This is a genomic window from Sedimentibacter sp. MB31-C6 (assembly GCF_035934735.1).
Lineage (GTDB): Bacteria > Bacillota > Clostridia > Tissierellales > Sedimentibacteraceae > Sedimentibacter.
The window spans coordinates 2556676-2574804 of record NZ_CP142396.1 but is presented as its reverse complement, the minus strand read 5'-3'; the positions used below and the strand labels follow the sequence as shown (position 1 = coordinate 2574804).

The following is an 18129-nucleotide window of genomic DNA, read 5'->3' as shown; positions in this document are numbered from 1 at the left end:
TTTTTATTTACATTTTCTAGCAATCTCTTGGATTTCTTCAGATTGATTAAAAATAATGCTATCAATATAATCTTTATTTGCACAATAATAAGCCAATTTGGTTCTGTTTTTATATTTCTTTTCTATTAATCTCATACCTATATTCTCTAGAGATTTTTTTGCTCCAACATTATTATCATCTGTAACAGCTATTATATCTTTTAAATTTAATTGATATAATCCATATTGTATTATTGCTTCGCTCAACTCTGTTGCATAACCCATCCCCCAATATTCTGGTAATATTTTAGTACCTAGTTCTATTCCTTTTATAATTTTTGATTTCGTTAATTGGGTAATACCTATAACTTCATTGTTACTCTTCAATACAACTGCCCAACTACCAATTTTACTGGTTTTATATTTTTTTATATTTCTTTTAATTTGACGTTTACATTCATTAAATGTCATTAATCTACTATTTGGAATATATTTAATAATATCTCTATTGCTTTCTATTTTATAAATATATTCAATATCTTTTGGTATGATTTCCCTAATTATCAATCTTTGTGTTTCAACTATCTTTTTCAATTTTCAAAACCTCTTCTTATTATATTTTTAATATATACTATTAAAAATTATAACTTTTGTTATCATTATAGATAAATAGAGAATGTTTAAACATTCTCTATTTATCTCCCATCATACCTGATTGTAATAATTTTGCCAAAAAAGTTGCCGTCTCAGCTCTATTTGACATATCAATAGGTTTAATATTGCCATTATCCCCTGATAATATTTCATTTTGTGTAAAGTATGAAATAGCTTCAAGAGAATATTCTGATATATTTTTATAATCTTTATATTCCTTTAATAAGCCATTATCACTATCATTACCATGAATCATATCCAACACATCTAACGCCCTATAAGTCATTACAAATATATCCTGTCTTGTAATTTCATTTTCAGGAGCAAACATATCATTTCCTACACCGTTGATTAATCCAAGTTCTTTTGCTGTAGCAATTCCCTTAGAATAATATGCATTCTCTGACACATCAGCAAAGTTATCAGTTATTTCTAAATTATTAAATTCAAACATTCGCAAAAGCATTAAAACAAAATCAGCTCTTTTTATACTATCATTAGGTCTAAAATAGCCTTCATATCCCATTATAATATTTTTAGATGCCAGATAGTTAATATATTTTTCTAATGGATGTCCACTTATATCTTTGAAAATATTATTTTGTTTTTCAACATTTAAATCTTTGATAATATTATATAAATCTTGATTTTCCATAAACGAATTGTATCTAAACATACAATACCCATCAACATAGTCACTTGCTCTATTATATTCAACCTGTTTTTTAATTTCTTCTCCCTTATACCATACACTATTCGAATCTGTTCCAACACATCTATAAGCAGCTTGTCCTATATAAAGCTTTACATTTGTATCTTTTACTACATCGCTCCACCAAGATGTTAATATATCATAATCAGCAATTCTATATCCAATATTCCAGTAGATTTGCGGCATTATGTAATCAATATATCTTTCCTTAACCCATAGTCTAGAATCAGCAAAATTATTTGTAAAAGTTTCATAGCCATCAGTGATACTTCCATTTTTGGATGTTTTCTGATTTGCCCATATTCCACCTGGACTTACACCAAACTTTAAATTTGAATCTTTATTATGTACTACATTGTTTACTTCCTCTATTAAAATATTAATATTATTTCTTCTCCAATCATTTATATCGGAAAAGTCTCGTCCATATTTCTTATATGTTTTATAATCATCAAAATCCTTACCTGGGTAAAAATAATCATCAAAATGTATTCCGTCCACATTATAATTGTCCAATATTTCTTCAATTCCATCTATTATTAATTCACGCGCTTTTGGTTCCCCCGGATTAAAGTATAACTTTCCATCTTTATACCTTACAACTATTTCTGGATATATAACAGCTGGATTACTATTAGATAAATTATCATTATGTGAAACATGCGCTGTAATTCTAAATGGATTTATCCAAGCATGTAACTCTATATTTCTACTATGTGCTTCATCAATAAAAAATTGAAGTACATCAAAATTATTTTCCGGTGCTTGTCCTTGATTTCCTGTTAAAAACCTCGACCAAGGAAATATTTCAGAAGGATATAAAGAATCCGCACTTGGCCTAACTTGTAAAAATACTGTATTAAATCCCATATCCTCAATATTATTTAACATTTCAACTGCTTCTCTTTTTAATCTATCTTCATCTGTCGTTGCAACGCTAGGATAATCCAACCCCCAAACACTGGAAATCCAAATTCCTCGCATTTCACTTTCATTGATTTCTTCTGCATTTGTACTATATAACGGGTTGTTACCGCTAACTACCATAATCATTATAACAATAAGCAAAACACCAATAAACTTTGTCCTCTTCATATTTTTCTCCCATATGTATATTGTCAACATAAAATATAATTCTTTTATGTTACTCAGACTATTATAATTGTAATTTGATATTAGATAAAGAGGTAAATATTAGATAAAAAAATAAGGATTGCTAATTGCAACCCTTATTTTTTTATTGGTGCGGATGAAGGGACTCGAACCCCCACGCCGAAGGCGCTAGATCCTAAGTCTAGTGCGTCTGCCAATTCCGCCACATCCGCAAGTCAAACTGTTAATGTTCAACAGCAAGATTGATTATACTACCACTATAATGCTTTGTCAAGCACTTTTTCAAAAGATTTATTTTTAAAATTTACCAATTTCTCAAAATTATCAATAATTACTATTTCATTTTCTATTAAGTTTTTTTCTACATCATATATAGCTGGAATATTAGTTGTGTAAGCAACAGGTTTATCATAATTAATAGCAAATTTAACAGTATGGCTAGTTCCTCCACCTTTACCACCTTCTATAACTATAACACCGTCTGACAAGGCTGCTATTATTCTATTTCTATCTATAAAAGTATGCTTTTCTGGTTTTGCATTTGGTGGAAGTTCTGATATCACAGCACCGCCATTTATTAATATCATATTATACATTAAATTATTTCCCTTTGGAATTGTTCGATGCCCTGATGGAATAACTGCAATTGTTGCTCCCTTTGCTGCCAAACATCCTTTATGAGCAGCTTCATCACAACCTGAGGCAAAACCACTAACCACGCAACAATGTTCTTCAGCTAAACGCTCTGCAAATATTGAACTTATTTCATAACCTTTTTCTGATGGTTTTCTTGTTCCTACAATTGCAATACTATTTGAATGTTTCAATAATTTTTCATTACCATCTACATATAAAATTATAGGTTTGTCTTCTATGATACGTAGCTTGTCCGGATATTCTTCATCAAATATACTAATTATTTTAATTTTATGTTTCCTACACAAGTTAATAATCACTTCAGCTTCTTCTTCAATCTTTTCTAAATCCATCTTAGTATTTTTAACACCTAATTTTTCAATATATTTTATTATTTCAAAAAAATTATTTAATTCAATATCTTTAATATCAATATAATTTAATATCTTACTTAATGTTTTTCTTCCCATTCCTTTAACAAGCTGCAATTTGATTATATCTTCGTTACTTATCATTTTTTGACTCCTCTATATCATAACTATTCTAGTGCATAATCCTAGAAAATAATAAAGCAATTTATTTTATTATATAATTATTTAAGCATTATAACACATTTTACAAATAAAAAAAACTCTTCTTTTAACAAGAAGAGTTAAGAAAATTTAACTTATTATCCTATTACTACAAGTGGATCTCCTGTACTTACAGCTGCACCCTTACTTGTATGTATTTTAGTAATTGTTCCATCTGTCGGAGCAACAATTTCATTTTCCATTTTCATAGCTTCTAATATTAATATAATATCTCCAGCTTTAACCGATTGACCTTCAGTAACTTTAATATCAAATATTGTTCCAGGCATTGGTGCTTCCATAACTTCACCTGATACTGGTCCTGCTGAAGCTGCAGGTGCTGGTGCTGCTGGTGCTGCTGTTGGTGCTGGTGCTGCTGTTGGTGCAGGTGCTGCTGCTGGTGCAGGTGCTGCTGCTGGTGCAGGTGTATAAGTAAATGCACCTTGATTAGCTCCAACTTCTTCAACTTCAACTGCATATGATTTTCCGTTTACTGTTACATTAAATTTTTTCATTATTATCCTCCAATTTTTATCTCATTAATTTCATTCTGCCTGTATGTGCCCATATAGAGTCCAAACAAGGCGTTCTTTTAATATTCCTAACAACAAAATTACTTGTACTAGTTCCTAGCATACATGCTATTGCTGCAGTAATTGCCGCAACTGTTTCTTCTTCATCCATTGATGCTAACACAGCAGCAATTACTGCTGTTACTTCATCTTCATCTTCAATTTGCAATGAAGAATTATTTTCTACTAATTCACTTGTACTTTTATTTTTTCTAAACAAATTACTGAATAAACCCATTTTTCCACTCCTTTATAGAGGAATATTACCATGTTTTTTCTCTGGCCTTAATTCTCTTTTTCCTGATAACATATCGAAGGCACTTATTATTCTTTTTCTAGTTTCTGCAGGTTCTATAACACTATCTACATACCCTCTAGATGATGCTATATAAGGATTTGCAACTGTATTTCTATATTCATCTATTTTTTCTTTACGTTTAGCATTTTGGTCATCTGCTGCTTCTATTTCTTTTTTAAATATAATATTAGCTGCTCCATCAGGACCCATTACAGCAATTTCAGCTGTAGGCCATGCTAAAACCATATCTGCTCCTAATTCTTTATTACACATAGCTATATATGAACCACCATAAGCTTTTCTTGTAATTACTGTAACCTTAGGTACTGTTGCTTCTGAATAAGCATATAACATTTTAGCACCATGTCTAATGATTCCACCATATTCTTGATGTGTTCCTGGTAAAAATCCTGGTACATCCATTAATGTTAACAAAGGAATATTAAATGCGTCACAAGTTCTTATAAATCTAGCCGATTTATCTGAAGCATTAATATCAAGACAACCTGCCAACACCTTAGGCTGACTAGCTATAACGCCTATACTTTTTCCATTTAATCTCATGAAACCAGTAACTATATTTTTAGCATATAAAGGCTGATACTCTAAAAATTCTTTGTTATCAGATAATGAATAAATTATATCCTTCATATCATATGCTTTATTTGGATTAGCTGGTACAATATCATTTAAAGCTTCATCAATTCTATTCAAATCATCTTGATTTGATATTTCAGGAGCAGTTTCTAAATTATTTTGAGGTAAGAAGCTAATTAATTTTCTTACATGATTAAGACATTCTTCCTCTGAATCATTTACGAAATGAGCAACACCACTTACACTATTATGAGTCATTGCACCGCCAAGTTTTTCAGCAGATACCTTTTCCCCTGTAACTGTTTCAATAACGTTTGGACCTGTTATAAACATTTTACTAGTGTTTTTAACCATATAAATAAAATCAGTTATAGCTGGTGAATATACTGCACCTCCAGCACAAGGTCCTAATATTATTGATATTTGTGGAATGACTCCAGATGCAATCGTATTATTATAAAATATTTTACCATAACCAGATAATGCATCAACACCTTCTTGAATTCTAGCTCCACCAGAATCATTAATTCCAATAAGCGGCACTCCAGTCTTTAATGCCATTTGCTGTACTTTAACAATTTTAGCAGCATGCATTTCTCCTAAGGATCCACCTATTACAGTAAAATCCTGGGCATATATGTAAATTAATCTTCCGTCAATAGTGCCATAACCTGTAACAACACCTTCCCCAGGAATTTTTTTCTTCTCCATGCCAAAGTTAACACATCTATGTTCCACAAATGCGTCAATCTCTACAAAGCTTCCTTCATCTAAAAGCTTTAATACTCTTTCTCTTGCAGTAAGCTTTCCGTTATTATGTTGTTTATCTATTGCCTTTTGCCCGCCGCCTAGTTTTACCTTTTCACTTAATTCCTTAAGCTCAATGAGTCTGTCATTTGGCAATTTTGTTACCTCCTATTTAAAATTTCACTTTTTCATATTTTTGATGATATATATAAAATAATCAATTTCGTCGGTAAAGTCAACACTTTTTATTAAATTGCAAGACATTAATATTCTTTTGCAGAATTATTTTATCCTAAAATTTAAAAACACCTTTAATTATTAGTTTTGAATTAATTAGTAAATCAAGGCAATTTCAATACTGCAAGATATCTTTTTCTTCTGTCTTGCATTTTCTGTTTTTTTAGACACAATAACAATTATCAAGTAAGCAAAATCTTTCTATTTGCATATATTGAATATTATATGTATCTATTTTAATTGAAAGGTGTGAATACTTATAATGATAAATAATAATTATATGCCTTATCTAACTAAGAATATTTTTGTAAAAGCTATGGAAATCCCAGAAGCACCTCCTGAAACAACAATCGAAGAAACTCCACCGGATGAAATTCCTACCCCAGAGGATCTAATAATAGATACTGGTGAAACAGGATACATATCAGTTGGTGTTTTTACAGCATTAGGAGCTTTACCTGTAGCCAATGCAGTTGTAATAGTTTATGTCAACGATGATGAAGGTGAAGAAATAGTAATAACAAACCTAGTATCAGACGAAAGTGGTCGAATTCCCAAAATAGAATTGCCTGTTTATTATTCAAGGGTAAATCCTTTTGAAAGTTCTAGATATTATTTTACAACTTACAATATGAGAATTCAAGCCGAAAACTACTATATAGTAAATATATTAGAAGTTCGAATATTTCCAGGTATTACAACTAGCTATAAAATTGATTTAATCCCTGTTATCCCCGGAGAAACAGGGGTAAGACCTGACCAAACATTTATAATACCACCAAGTCCAATTGACATTTCTAACGATTAAGGAGGTTAAGAGATGAGTATACAAATTCCTGGTCTTACTACTGTTGTAATACCAAACTCAATTACCGTACATTTAGGTGCACCAGATGAAAATGCAGAAAATGTAACTGTTAGTTTTATTGATTATATAAAAAACGTCGCATCCAGCGAATTATATCCTACTTGGCCAGAAGTAGCCCTAAGGGCAAATATTCATGCAATTATATCAATAGCATTAAATAGAATATTCACTGAATGGTATAAAGCCAGAGGATATAATTTTGATATAACAAATTCAACTCAATATGATCAATACTTTGTTAAAAACCGAGGTATATTTGATCGTATAGATAATATTGTTAATAACATTTTTGATGAATATATTGTTAGAAGCGGTTCATTGTCGCCACTGTATGCTCAATTCTGTGATGGTCGTATATCACAGTGTAATGGTATGTATCAATGGGGAACTGTAGAATTGGCAAGTCAAGGATATACGCCTATTGATATAATAAAGTATTACTATGGAGATGATGTTACGTTAGTTACAGATACAACAGTAGGTGACCCGATAGAAACATTCCCAGGAACTCCATTACAATATGGAGATTCCGGACAATATATACAACTATTACAAATTCTACTTAACACTATATCAACAAATTTTCCTGCAATACCCAAAGTTCCTGTAGATGCTGTCTATGGACCTTCTATGATAAATGCAGTAGAAACTTTTCAATTAATATTCGACTTGCCAACTACTGGTATAGTTGATAAAAGTACTTGGTATAAAATAAGAAATATACATACAGCTGTTACAAATTTAGCTGAACTAACTTCCCAAGGAATTTCAATAAGTGAGATACCAACTGATATAACTGAAGAAACAGGTGAAGTAGTACCTCGTGTACAGCTTGTTCAATATTTTCTTAATGTTTTATCAGCATACTACAATACAGTTCCACCTGTTGACATTGATGGCATACTGGGAATCCAAACTAGAACTGCTTTGCTAGAACTTCAAAAAACTATGGGCATACCGCAAACTGGTTTAATTGATGAAGAAACATATAACGTAATGTATAACAGTGTAATAGGTGTTTTAAATACACTTCCTCCTTCTGCAATTGCATTACCATCTTTAATATTTCCAGGAATAGTTTTAGAAAGAGGTTCAGAAGGTCCAAATGTATATATAATTCAACAAATACTATCGTATATATCCACTATTTTAACGGAACTGCCAACAGTTGACCCAGATGGAATTTATGGCCCTGCTACAGAAAATGCTATAATTGAATTTCAAAATTATTTTGGTATAGATCCTACTGGTATAGTAAATGAATATACATGGAACAAACTTGTTGAAAATTATCGTAATTTAAGATTCGGTGAATACAGAAACAATGGCCAATTTTCAGGTGATATAATAAGTTAGGGGGGTAAATATGATAAACGAAAATGAAAAGTATGACTCTGATATAAAATCATCAGAGATAATGTTACCTGGTACAATACTTCCAGAAGATTTCATTACTATTCCTACAGAAATAACTGTTCACTTAGGAGCCCCTGATGAGGATGCAGAAAATGTTACCGTTCCTTTTATAGATTATATAAAAAATGTTGGCTCCAGTGAACTATATCCAACATGGCCAGAAAATGCAATAAGAGCAAACATTCATGCTATTGTTTCAGTTGCTTTAAATAGAATTTTCACTGAATGGTATAGAAGTAGAGGGTATAACTTTAATATTACAAATTCAACTGTTTACGATCAAGCATATGTCCATAATAGAGGTTTTTTTGACAGTATATCTAATATTGTTGATGATATTTTTAATCAATACATAGTTAGAAGCGGAGAAATTCAACCTATTTATGCACAATTTTGCGACGGTCGTATTTCACAATGTGACGGTATGTATCAATGGGGAACTGTAGATTTAGCGAATGAAGGTTATACTCCCATTGAAATATTGAGATATTATTATGGAGACGATATTGAAATTATAACAGATGCTCCATTTAGTGATATACAAAACACTTATCCAGGAGAACCATTAAAGCTTGGAGATTCAGGAATTAATGTTTATAGATTTCAACATTCCTTAGATAGAATTTCTAATAATTATCCCGGAATACCTCGAATTAGTCCTTTGAATGGTGAATTTAATGAATCAACAGAGGCTGCAGTTCGAGAATTTCAAAGTGTATTCAATCTACCAGTTACTGGTATTGTCGGTCAAGGAACATGGTATGCAATTAGACGTATATATATTGCTGTTACCAAGTTAGGTGAATTATCTTCAGAAGGATTACTAATAAGTGAATTAGAAGATATTTATTCCCAAATAATTTACGAAGGTGATACAAGACCTGGAGTTCCAATTTTACAATACTTTCTAAATGTATTATCAGCATATTATGATACAATCCCTGCTGTACCTATTACCGGCATGTTTGATTCCGATACAAGAACTGGTGTTATAGAATTTCAAAAAACTATGAATTTACCGGAAACAGGAATTGTAAACCAAGAAACGTGGGATATTTTATTTAGTACTGTTCTTGGTATATTAGAAACCATTCCTCCAGAAGCTGTTTTTTTACCTAGATTAAGGTACCCCGGCATCGAATATTACGAAGGTATTGAAGGACAATACGCTGGTGTAGTAATTATCCAAGAAATGTTGTTATATATTTCCATAGCAGTTCCTCAAATACCACCAGTTGAAATTAATGGTGTATATGATGAAGCAACAGCAGCTGCTGTAACTGAATTTCAAAATTTAGTTGGTTTAGAACCAACCGGTATAGTAGATGAAAATACTTGGTCTATGCTCGAAGATATATACCGAAGTCAAAGATTTAGCGGTGTAAGAACTCCAGGACAATATTCAGGAGTTATATAAGATAATAAATTATTATTAATCAAAATAAAATTAGGAGGTTAAAATGACTAAAAACATTTTAGATATAGACAAAAGGGAAAACCCTGTATTAGAACTTCAATTATATTTAATTGATATATCGAAAGAACATCCAGAAATTCCTAGAATACTTCCTTCTGGAACATATGATGCTAGAACAAAGGAAGCTGTTATAGCTTTTCAGGAATATTCTAACCTTCCGGTAACAGGAACTGTAGATTATAATACTTGGAATTCAATAGTAAAGATGCATAAACAATGCTGTCAAACTCCAAACCAAGTTGCATGCTTTCCAAGTAAAATTAAAGAACTTAAATATGGAGATGAAGAAACCGTTGTATATTTTTTACAATTAATCCTTAATAACTTCCATAATAAATATAAAAACTTTCCCCCTGTTTCAATTACAGGTAAATATGACCGTGAAACTGAAGCTGCAGTTAAGGAATTTCAAAAATCTAATAATCTGCCAGTAACTGGTATGGTAAATATAGAAGCATGGAACAGTTTAACTACCATTAACAATGTTTGCAGACTATATGACAACTAATTATGTAAAACAGTGCTGAACTATATACATTTTTTCTAAAAACTATTGACAAAAAAATATGATTTGTTAAAATATAGTTAGCACTCATTAATCAAGAGTGCTAACAAGCTTTCGTTTTTAAATTATAAGAAAGCAATTAAAATAAATTATTATCTTAAACTTAGAAAGGAATAGATGAAATGGCAAAAAAACAATTTAAAGCTGAATCAAAAAGACTATTAGATTTAATGATTAACTCTATTTATACACACAAGGAAATATTTTTAAGAGAACTTATTTCAAACTCAAGTGATGCAATCGACAAATGTTATTACAAATCACTAACTGATAACAATATTATTTTTAATAAAGATGATTTTTACATAAGACTTTCCATTAATGATGAAGAAAGAACACTTACTATAAGTGATACAGGTATAGGAATGTCAAAAGAAGATTTAGAATCTAATTTAGGAACTATTGCAAAAAGTGGATCTTTTGATTTTAAGGAAAATAATGAACATAAAGATGGAGTTGACATAATAGGACAATTCGGAGTAGGTTTCTATTCTGCATTTATGGTTGCTGATTCTGTTACAGTTAAAAGTAAGGTATTAGGTTCAGATGAAGCATACAAATGGAAATCAAGCGGTGCTGACGGTTATAGTATTACCCCTTGCGAAAAAGATACTGTTGGAACTGAAATTACCCTAGTTATTAAACCTAATACAGAAGATGAAAATTATGACGAATTTTTAGATCCTTATAATATCAAATCACTGGTTAAAAAATATTCTGACTTTATTAAATATCCAATAAAAATGATGGTCAAAAAAAGTAAAGTAAAAGAAGGAACTGATGAAGAAGGCAAAGAAAAAGAATATGAAGATTATTTTGAAGATGAAACATTAAACAGCATGGTTCCAATATGGAGAAGAAATAAAAGTGAATTAAAGGACGAAGATTATGAAAATTTCTACATGGATAAACATTTTGGTTATGAAAAACCGCTTAAATATATACATGTTAGTGTAGAAGGTATAACAAGTTACAATGCTATTTTATATATACCTGCAAATGTTCCATTTGATTTTTATACAAAGGATTTTGATAAAGGTCTTGAGCTTTATTCAAACGGTGTACTAATCATGAATAAATGTAGTGACCTTCTTCCTGATTATTTTGGTTTTGTACAAGGTTTAGTGGATTCTGCAGACCTCTCATTAAATATTTCAAGAGAACTTTTACAACATGATAGACAGCTTCAATTTATTGCTAAGAAAATTCAAGAAAAAATCAAAAATGAACTTTTAGCTATGCAAAAAGAAGATAGAGATAAATATGAAATTTTCTTTAATAATTTTGGAAGAACATTAAAATATGGCGTTTATAGCGACTGGGGTACTCATAAAGAATTATTAGAAGACTTATTATTATTCTATTCATCTACTGAGAAAAAATTAGTTACTTTAAATGAATATGTTTCACGAATGAAGGAAGAACAAAAAAATATTTATTATGCAACTGGTGAAACTGTAGATAAGATATCTAAACTTCCTCAAGCAGAAGTTGTTGCTGACAAAGGATATGAGATTCTTTATTGCACTGATGAAATAGATGAATTTGCTATTAAAGTACTAATGAAATATAAAGAAAAGGAATTTAAAAATATATCAAGTGCAGATTTAGATATAAAGCCTGATGAAAATGAAAATGATGAAGTAAAAGAGAAAAACAAAGACATATTTAACTTTATGAAAGAGGCTCTAGATGGCAAAGTTAAAGAAGTTAAAGCTTCTAAAAGATTAAAAAATCATCCTGTTTGTCTTGCGAGCGAAGGTGAATTATCAATAGAAATGGAAAAGGTATTAAAAACTATGCCTGACAATCCAGGAAATATTCATGCTGAAAAAATACTTGAAATTAATACTAATCACAATATGTTTAATACAATAAAAAATGATTTTGACAACGATAAAGAAAAACTTAAAAAATTAGCAAATGTATTGTATAATCAAGCATTGCTTATAGAAGGATTGACAATTGAAGATCCAGTTCAATATGCAAATGATGTGTATGAATTGTTACAATAGATAAATAAACTATTCTATATAATTATGTGGGCGCTTAAAAACGCCCCTTTTTTATTATATAGGAAAGTTCTCCTTTCCTATATAATAAAAAACGAAGATTGCAAAGGACGGAACGTCCTTGCCGTTAAGGGGGGTGCTCAGTAAAAATGCTTTATTAAAGCATTTTTACGCCGAAGGGGGACATAGGTCCCCCTAGCGGCGTTGCGAAGCAACTCTTTTTATTACACTGATTCTCTTTTGTTGAAAATATATTTTTAACTATTGAATATACATAGTATTATTGTTATACTAAGTATTATTTGTTTGGAGGTATTTATATTGATAGAAATATTAAAGGCTATTTTACTAGGTATAGTACAAGGAATAACAGAATGGCTACCAATAAGTAGTACAGGACATATGATATTAGTTGATGAATTTATTAGTTTGAATTTTTCAGATGTTTTCGTTAATACTTTTTTAGTTGTTATTCAATTTGGTTCTATATTAGCAGTAGTTACATTATATTTTAATAAACTTAACCCATTTTCAACAAAAAAAACACTAACCCAAAAAAAAGATACAATTTCCCTCTGGATAAAAGTTATTATAGCAATTATCCCCTCTGGTATAGTAGGAGTGCTTTTCGAAGATAAAATTGACGAATTGTTTTTTAATCCAATAACTGTTGCCATAGCATTGATTATATATGGCGTAATTATGATTTTTATCGAAGGTGGGAGAAAATCTTCTAAAGTAAAAGATTTTAAATCAATTACATATCAATTAGCTTTTGCAATAGGAATCTTTCAATGTTTAGCATTAATACCTGGAACTTCACGCTCAGGTTCAACTATAATTGGTGCAATATTACTAGGAACATCAAGATATATAGCAACAGAATTTTCTTTTTTTATGGCAGTTCCCACAATGTTGGGAGCAAGCGCATTAAAACTGTTAAAAGCAGGATTTAATTTCTCTAGTTTTGAATGGTTAGTACTCGGAGTAGGTTCCTTAATTGCATATATAGTATCAATATTTGCAATCAAATTTTTATTAGACTACATTAGAAAGAACGATTTTAAATCATTTGGCTATTACAGAATTGTTCTAGGAATATTGGTATTAGGATACTTTTATTTCGTATAATAATTTCAAAAAAATATAAAAGCAGGAAGCAAATTTGCGTCCTGCTTTTACTATCAAAATCTCACTAATTTTTCTTTATTACTCTTCCATAGATAAGAAATATTCTTCCAAAGTTAAGCCTGTTTCGTATATTTCCTGTGCCAAGGACTCTCCTACATATCTTAAATGCCATGGTTCATAGGAATAGCCTGTGATACTTTCTTTACCTTTTGGATATCTAATGATAAATCCAAATCTATGAGCATTTTCCGATACCCACTTACCTTCTTCAGTTTCTCCAAAACTATCATCCAGCTGATAATTCATCGCTCCACAAGTTATATCCATTGCAAGTCCAGTTTGATGTTCACTTTGACCAGGTCTAGCGCTATATTTATCTGCAGCTTCTTGTCCATGATTAGAAATATAAGCATTATATAATGCATCTTGGGTATTATATGACCTATAACCAGAGCGTGCATATAACAAATATGATTTCTCTTTTTTTGCAGCTTTAAACAATTCCCTTAAAGCTTCATGAGCTACACTTCTAAGTTGATTTACTTCAGGATTTTGTAGTATAGTTGGAACATCATCCAAAACTTCTAAATCTTCTGGAATATAATCACTTGATAAATTTCTACTTTTATTAACTAAAACATCGCAAGCACTAGGATTAGTTACATAGTCATTTTCATCAATATTATCCTCTAACCTATTAAATATATTAATAATAATGTCCTTTTCAAAATTATCATAGCCTATTTTCAATAATTCTTTATCAGCTGTCAAAGCTTCTTCAGAAACATTAATTTCATTTTCTTGTATTGTCAATTTTTGACTTTCAGTTGAAATATTATAATCTTTAATACTTTCAACCTTTCCTGATGAATATACTATTTCAACATTAAAGTTATTTGTACTTATTGATTCTCCAGAAAAAGCTCTGTAGCTTTCAGGTGATACTCTTATTTCTGAAATACTTTCTTTATTTTCTGATTCGTTTATTTCATTATTTGTCTCCTTATCATCAACATCATTTTCTTCGATACCATTTTTTGACTTTCCAATATTCAACAACATCGTTATAAATAAAAACAATAATAATGCTGTTACTATTATAAAAAGTCTTTTTCTTTTGTGTTTGTCTCTTCTTTTCATTTTGTCTCCTCATGCAATGTAAATGCCATTATACGTGCTATTATTATTCAATTTTTTTCCACATAATAACTGCATTTTCTAATGGTTTTTGATAATATTTTGGTCTAATTCCAACTGCCTCAAATCCATATTTTTCATATAACTTTATTGCAGTTTTATTAGATTCCCTTACTTCCAAAGTCATGGTATTTATTTCACTACATATACATACCTGTATCATTTTTTCAATCAAAAGTGAAGCTACACCCATATTTCTATACTCAGGCAATACTGCAACATTTGTAATATGACCTTCGTCAATTACCTTCCACATTCCCATATACCCAATAACTTTACCGTTTAATTCAGCACATTCATAATATGCAAGTTGATTTAATAATTCTTTTTCAAAGGAATTCTTCAACCAAGGTAATGAAAAACATTTTTTTTCAATATTTATAATTTCATCTAAATCATTATGTTTTACACTTCTAATAATAATTTCCATCTAACACCTAACTCCCCCACTAATATCTTATACTTATATATTATTCAGACTTTATATTCCTTTCCGCCTGAGATAATCTTAAATATTGTGGTACAAATTGTGATGGATTTATAGTTTGACCCTTCTTAGCCATTTCATAACCTAACATTGTCAATGTTGATGCCTTAAGATAATTATATTGATAAGGTGAAAAAATAGGCTTGATTTTTAACTTTTCTTCTATAGTTTTTCTATAATTAATTGAACCATCACCATTAAATAATACAGGTTCATTAATATCATTTAATTTTTCAATTAACTCATCAATATTACAAGGAAATTGTTTTTTAACAGGAAATAATTTTTCATTGTTCCATTTGTATATACCTGTATATATTCTACCAGCTTTTGCGTCCATTATAGGTACAATTAATTTATCTGTATTATAGATATTTGCCGCTAAAGACATCATAGACGGTATGTTTACAATAGGAATATCAACAGCATAGGCTAGACTTTTTGCAATTGCTCCACCAATTCTTAATCCAGTATAAGAACCAGGGCCTTCAGAAATAGCTATCATATTAATATCCTGAATCTTCATCTCCAGTTCATCAAATAGTTCTTCTATTAATGGCATTAGCTTTTCTGAATGAGTTTTTTTATGACCTAATGTAAATTCACCTAGTATAGTATCATCTTCAGAAATTGCACATGATGCTATGACTGAAGCTGATTCAATTGCAAGTACTTTCATAGTTTATTAGCTCCTCTGTTAATCTTTCATATGTAGTTCCTTTTCCAGTAATATTAAACATTCTGGATTTTTCATCAATTCTTTGTATTTCAATATTAATTCTATTTTCCGGAAGCATGTTTTTTATATTTATAGACCATTCAATAATTGTAACTCCATTAGAATATATGTATTCATCATAACCTAAATCATACATTTCAACTTCTGAACCTATTCTATAAACATCCATATGATATAGTGGTAATCTTCCATTATATTCTTTTATTATAGTAAAAGTTGGACTTGTTATATAACCATTAACACCAAATTCCTTTGCTATAAACTGTGTTAAAGTTGTTTTGCCTGCACCTAAATCTCCATCAAGACATATAACAGTACCTTCTTCTAAAATGTTACTTATAATTTTCCCTATCTTCTCAGTGTCTTTTAAATTATTTATATGTATTTTCATCGTTTATCCTTAATTAAATTTATTATTACCATAATCCCTCATTCACAGCATATCTGTCGTTTTTAATTATACATATATGAATTGTAAAAATCAAGAAAATTTAATCAGTTTAGTGATACTTTAAAAAATAATTGAACTCCACTTCCTTACATGTTATAATATTTTAATGTGCGTATAATATCGAAATAATTATTTTTGTATTAATTATAGACTCATATGAATAATATTAATAATATATTATAGTATGAAAATTTTTAAAATATTCAAGGAGTTTTACATGGAAAAAAATTTTACTAATATATATTTTATTGGAATAGGTGGAATTAGCATGAGTGCTTTAGCAATTGTCATGCTAGATGAAGGCTGTAAAGTATCTGGATCAGACAAAAACAATTCTCACATTATTGATAAATTAATAAAAATGGGTGCAAAAATTAACTCATCTCACAAAAAAGAAAATATAACTGAAGACATTGATTTAGTTGTATATACTTCTGCTATTTCCGATGATAATCCTGAGTTATTAAGATCTAAAGAATTAAATTTACATATCATGGATAGAGCAGAATTTTTGGGTTTTATAATGAAAAACTATAATAATTCTATTTGTGTTTCTGGAACACATGGCAAAACAACAACAACTGGAATGCTTTCTTCCATATTATTGGAAACTGAATTAGATCCTACAATATTTTTAGGCGGAGAAATGGATTTAATTGATGGTAATTTCAAGCATGGATCGTACAATATGTTATTGACTGAAGCTTGTGAATACAAAAGAAACTTTTTAAAATTTAATCCTACTATGGAAATAATATTAAATATCGATGCGGATCACTTAGATTATTTTAGAGATTTAAGAGATATAGAAAGTGCTTTTGTAGAATATGCCCAAAACCTCCCTCGTAATGGACATCTAGTAATAAATGTAGAACATGCAAATTTATTTAAAAATATTAAAAGCAGAATTGTTACCTTTGGAAAAAGCGAAAAAGCTGATTTTTATCCTGCAAATATCAAAAGTTATCCAACACCTTCATATAGCTTAATGCATAAAAGAAATGAAATTGCACAAATTAATTTAAATATTTTTGGAGAGCATAACATTTTAAATTCTGTAGCTGCAGCTGCAGCATGTATCATGTTAAATGTTGACTTGAATAGCATAAAAAAAGGACTTGAGAAATTCGTAGGAACTCATCGAAGATATGAATATAAAGGAAACTACAAAGGTGCAACAATAATAGATGACTATGCACATCATCCTTCTGAAATGAAAGCTACTTTAGAGACTGCAAAATCTTATTCTAAAGGAAAAGTCATTACTATTTTTCAACCTCATACATATTCTCGGACAAAATTATTGCTTAATGAATTTGCAGAAGCTTTAAAATTATCAGACTATGTAATTTTACTTGACATATATGCTGCTAGAGAAAAAAACACTGGTGAAATACAATCCATAGACTTATTAAAAAAAGTAAATGAAAATTCAACTATAAGTTATTACGCCGAAAATTTTGTAAGTGCTGTGACTATATTAGATACAATAGTTTCTAAAGAAGACACTATAATTACAATGGGTGCAGGAAATGTAAATGAAATAATAAACCTTCTATCCACTGTAAAATAATTATAAAAAGAGTTGCTTCGCAACACCCGCTAGGGGGACCTATGTCCCCCTTCGGCGTAAAAATGCTTTATTAAAGCATTTTTACTGAGCACCCCC

General features: G+C 29.9%; 16 protein-coding genes, 1 tRNA gene and 1 pseudogene. 7 read left to right on the top strand and 11 right to left on the bottom strand.

Features of this window, described 5'->3' with window-relative positions:
* Window positions 1-3 precede the first annotated feature (3 nt).
* The 7 genes from U8307_RS12145 to U8307_RS12115 all read right to left on the bottom strand — a co-directional run bounded on the left by U8307_RS12145 (window position 4) and on the right by U8307_RS12115 (window position 6036).
* Entirely contained in the window at window positions 4-573 is a 570-nt protein-coding gene (locus tag U8307_RS12145; protein ID WP_326908258.1) for a GNAT family N-acetyltransferase, read from the bottom strand.
* Window positions 574-670: 97 nt separating this feature from the next.
* Window positions 671-2440 (bottom strand): family 10 glycosylhydrolase, encoded by a 1770-nt coding sequence (locus tag U8307_RS12140; RefSeq protein ID WP_326908256.1) that lies wholly within the window; start codon window positions 2438-2440, stop codon window positions 671-673.
* Window positions 2441-2586: 146 nt separating this feature from the next.
* Window positions 2587-2670 (bottom strand) — tRNA-Leu (locus tag U8307_RS12135).
* A 45-nt stretch (window positions 2671-2715) separates the two neighbouring features.
* Window positions 2716-3609, bottom strand: a complete 894-nt coding sequence (locus U8307_RS12130) for a DNA-processing protein DprA (RefSeq protein ID WP_326908254.1) — start codon at window positions 3607-3609, stop codon at window positions 2716-2718.
* Between the two features lie 155 nt (window positions 3610-3764).
* The gene (locus tag U8307_RS12125; protein ID WP_326908251.1) at window positions 3765-4181 is read right to left on the bottom strand and encodes a biotin/lipoyl-containing protein; all 417 of its coding nucleotides are present in this window, start codon (window positions 4179-4181) and stop codon (window positions 3765-3767) included.
* A gap of 16 nt (window positions 4182-4197) precedes the next feature.
* The gene (locus U8307_RS12120; protein ID WP_326908249.1) at window positions 4198-4476 is read right to left on the bottom strand and encodes a sodium pump decarboxylase subunit gamma; all 279 of its coding nucleotides are present in this window, start codon (window positions 4474-4476) and stop codon (window positions 4198-4200) included.
* Between the two features lie 12 nt (window positions 4477-4488).
* The gene (locus U8307_RS12115; RefSeq protein WP_326908247.1) at window positions 4489-6036 is read right to left on the bottom strand and encodes an acyl-CoA carboxylase subunit beta; all 1548 of its coding nucleotides are present in this window, start codon (window positions 6034-6036) and stop codon (window positions 4489-4491) included.
* Between the two features lie 343 nt (window positions 6037-6379).
* On the opposite strand from U8307_RS12115, the gene U8307_RS12110 reads away from it, so the two are divergent.
* The 6 genes from U8307_RS12110 to U8307_RS12085 all read left to right on the top strand — a co-directional run bounded on the left by U8307_RS12110 (window position 6380) and on the right by U8307_RS12085 (window position 13586).
* Window positions 6380-6925 (top strand): hypothetical protein, encoded by a 546-nt coding sequence (locus U8307_RS12110; protein ID WP_326908245.1) that lies wholly within the window; start codon window positions 6380-6382, stop codon window positions 6923-6925.
* Window positions 6926-6937: 12 nt separating this feature from the next.
* Window positions 6938-8341 (top strand): peptidoglycan-binding protein, encoded by a 1404-nt coding sequence (locus tag U8307_RS12105; protein ID WP_326908243.1) that lies wholly within the window; start codon window positions 6938-6940, stop codon window positions 8339-8341.
* 10 nt (window positions 8342-8351) lie between these two features.
* The gene (locus tag U8307_RS12100; RefSeq protein ID WP_326908241.1) at window positions 8352-9818 is read left to right on the top strand and encodes a peptidoglycan-binding protein; all 1467 of its coding nucleotides are present in this window, start codon (window positions 8352-8354) and stop codon (window positions 9816-9818) included.
* 43 nt (window positions 9819-9861) lie between these two features.
* Window positions 9862-10386: a peptidoglycan-binding domain-containing protein gene (locus tag U8307_RS12095; protein ID WP_326908239.1), complete on the top strand. Its 525-nt coding sequence runs from the start codon at window positions 9862-9864 to the stop codon at window positions 10384-10386.
* A gap of 179 nt (window positions 10387-10565) precedes the next feature.
* Entirely contained in the window at window positions 10566-12458 is a 1893-nt protein-coding gene (gene htpG, locus U8307_RS12090) for a molecular chaperone HtpG (protein WP_326908237.1), read from the top strand.
* Window positions 12459-12776: 318 nt separating this feature from the next.
* Window positions 12777-13586, top strand: coding sequence for an undecaprenyl-diphosphate phosphatase (locus U8307_RS12085; protein ID WP_326908236.1), 810 nt, complete (start codon window positions 12777-12779; stop codon window positions 13584-13586).
* A 78-nt stretch (window positions 13587-13664) separates the two neighbouring features.
* Here U8307_RS12085 and U8307_RS14630 read toward each other — a convergent pair.
* The 4 genes and pseudogenes from U8307_RS14630 to tsaE form a co-directional block, all read right to left on the bottom strand.
* A pseudogene (locus U8307_RS14630) lies at window positions 13665-14222 on the bottom strand (M15 family metallopeptidase); the annotation flags it as partial.
* A 547-nt stretch (window positions 14223-14769) separates the two neighbouring features.
* The gene (gene rimI, locus U8307_RS12075; RefSeq protein WP_326908232.1) at window positions 14770-15213 is read right to left on the bottom strand and encodes a ribosomal protein S18-alanine N-acetyltransferase; all 444 of its coding nucleotides are present in this window, start codon (window positions 15211-15213) and stop codon (window positions 14770-14772) included.
* A 40-nt stretch (window positions 15214-15253) separates the two neighbouring features.
* Complete coding sequence (gene tsaB / locus U8307_RS12070) at window positions 15254-15949, bottom strand: tRNA (adenosine(37)-N6)-threonylcarbamoyltransferase complex dimerization subunit type 1 TsaB (RefSeq protein ID WP_326908230.1); 696 nt, start codon at window positions 15947-15949, stop codon at window positions 15254-15256.
* The gene (gene tsaE / locus U8307_RS12065; RefSeq protein WP_326908228.1) at window positions 15930-16400 is read right to left on the bottom strand and encodes a tRNA (adenosine(37)-N6)-threonylcarbamoyltransferase complex ATPase subunit type 1 TsaE; all 471 of its coding nucleotides are present in this window, start codon (window positions 16398-16400) and stop codon (window positions 15930-15932) included. Before tsaE ends, tsaB begins: the two co-directional genes overlap by 20 nt.
* A 277-nt stretch (window positions 16401-16677) precedes the next feature.
* Between tsaE and murC the strand changes: the two genes are divergently transcribed.
* On the top strand, window positions 16678-18033 hold the full coding sequence (murC, locus tag U8307_RS12060) for a UDP-N-acetylmuramate--L-alanine ligase (protein ID WP_326908226.1): 1356 nt from the start codon (window positions 16678-16680) through the stop codon (window positions 18031-18033).
* Window positions 18034-18129: the final 96 nt, after the last annotated feature.

Coding starts and splice junctions, on each gene's coding strand:
- U8307_RS12110 (WP_326908245.1), top strand. CDS start 6,380: ATGATAAATAATAATTATATGCCTTATCTAACTAAGAATATTTTTGTA.
- murC (WP_326908226.1), top strand. CDS start 16,678: ATGGAAAAAAATTTTACTAATATATATTTTATTGGAATAGGTGGAATT.
- U8307_RS12125 (WP_326908251.1), bottom strand. CDS start 4,181: ATGAAAAAATTTAATGTAACAGTAAACGGAAAATCATATGCAGTTGAA.
- U8307_RS12100 (WP_326908241.1), top strand. CDS start 8,352: ATGATAAACGAAAATGAAAAGTATGACTCTGATATAAAATCATCAGAG.
- U8307_RS12095 (WP_326908239.1), top strand. CDS start 9,862: ATGACTAAAAACATTTTAGATATAGACAAAAGGGAAAACCCTGTATTA.
- rimI (WP_326908232.1), bottom strand. CDS start 15,213: ATGGAAATTATTATTAGAAGTGTAAAACATAATGATTTAGATGAAATT.
- tsaE (WP_326908228.1), bottom strand. CDS start 16,400: ATGAAAATACATATAAATAATTTAAAAGACACTGAGAAGATAGGGAAA.
- tsaB (WP_326908230.1), bottom strand. CDS start 15,949: ATGAAAGTACTTGCAATTGAATCAGCTTCAGTCATAGCATCATGTGCA.
- U8307_RS12140 (WP_326908256.1), bottom strand. CDS start 2,440: ATGAAGAGGACAAAGTTTATTGGTGTTTTGCTTATTGTTATAATGATT.
- U8307_RS12105 (WP_326908243.1), top strand. CDS start 6,938: ATGAGTATACAAATTCCTGGTCTTACTACTGTTGTAATACCAAACTCA.
- U8307_RS12130 (WP_326908254.1), bottom strand. CDS start 3,609: ATGATAAGTAACGAAGATATAATCAAATTGCAGCTTGTTAAAGGAATG.
- U8307_RS12120 (WP_326908249.1), bottom strand. CDS start 4,476: ATGGGTTTATTCAGTAATTTGTTTAGAAAAAATAAAAGTACAAGTGAA.
- htpG (WP_326908237.1), top strand. CDS start 10,566: ATGGCAAAAAAACAATTTAAAGCTGAATCAAAAAGACTATTAGATTTA.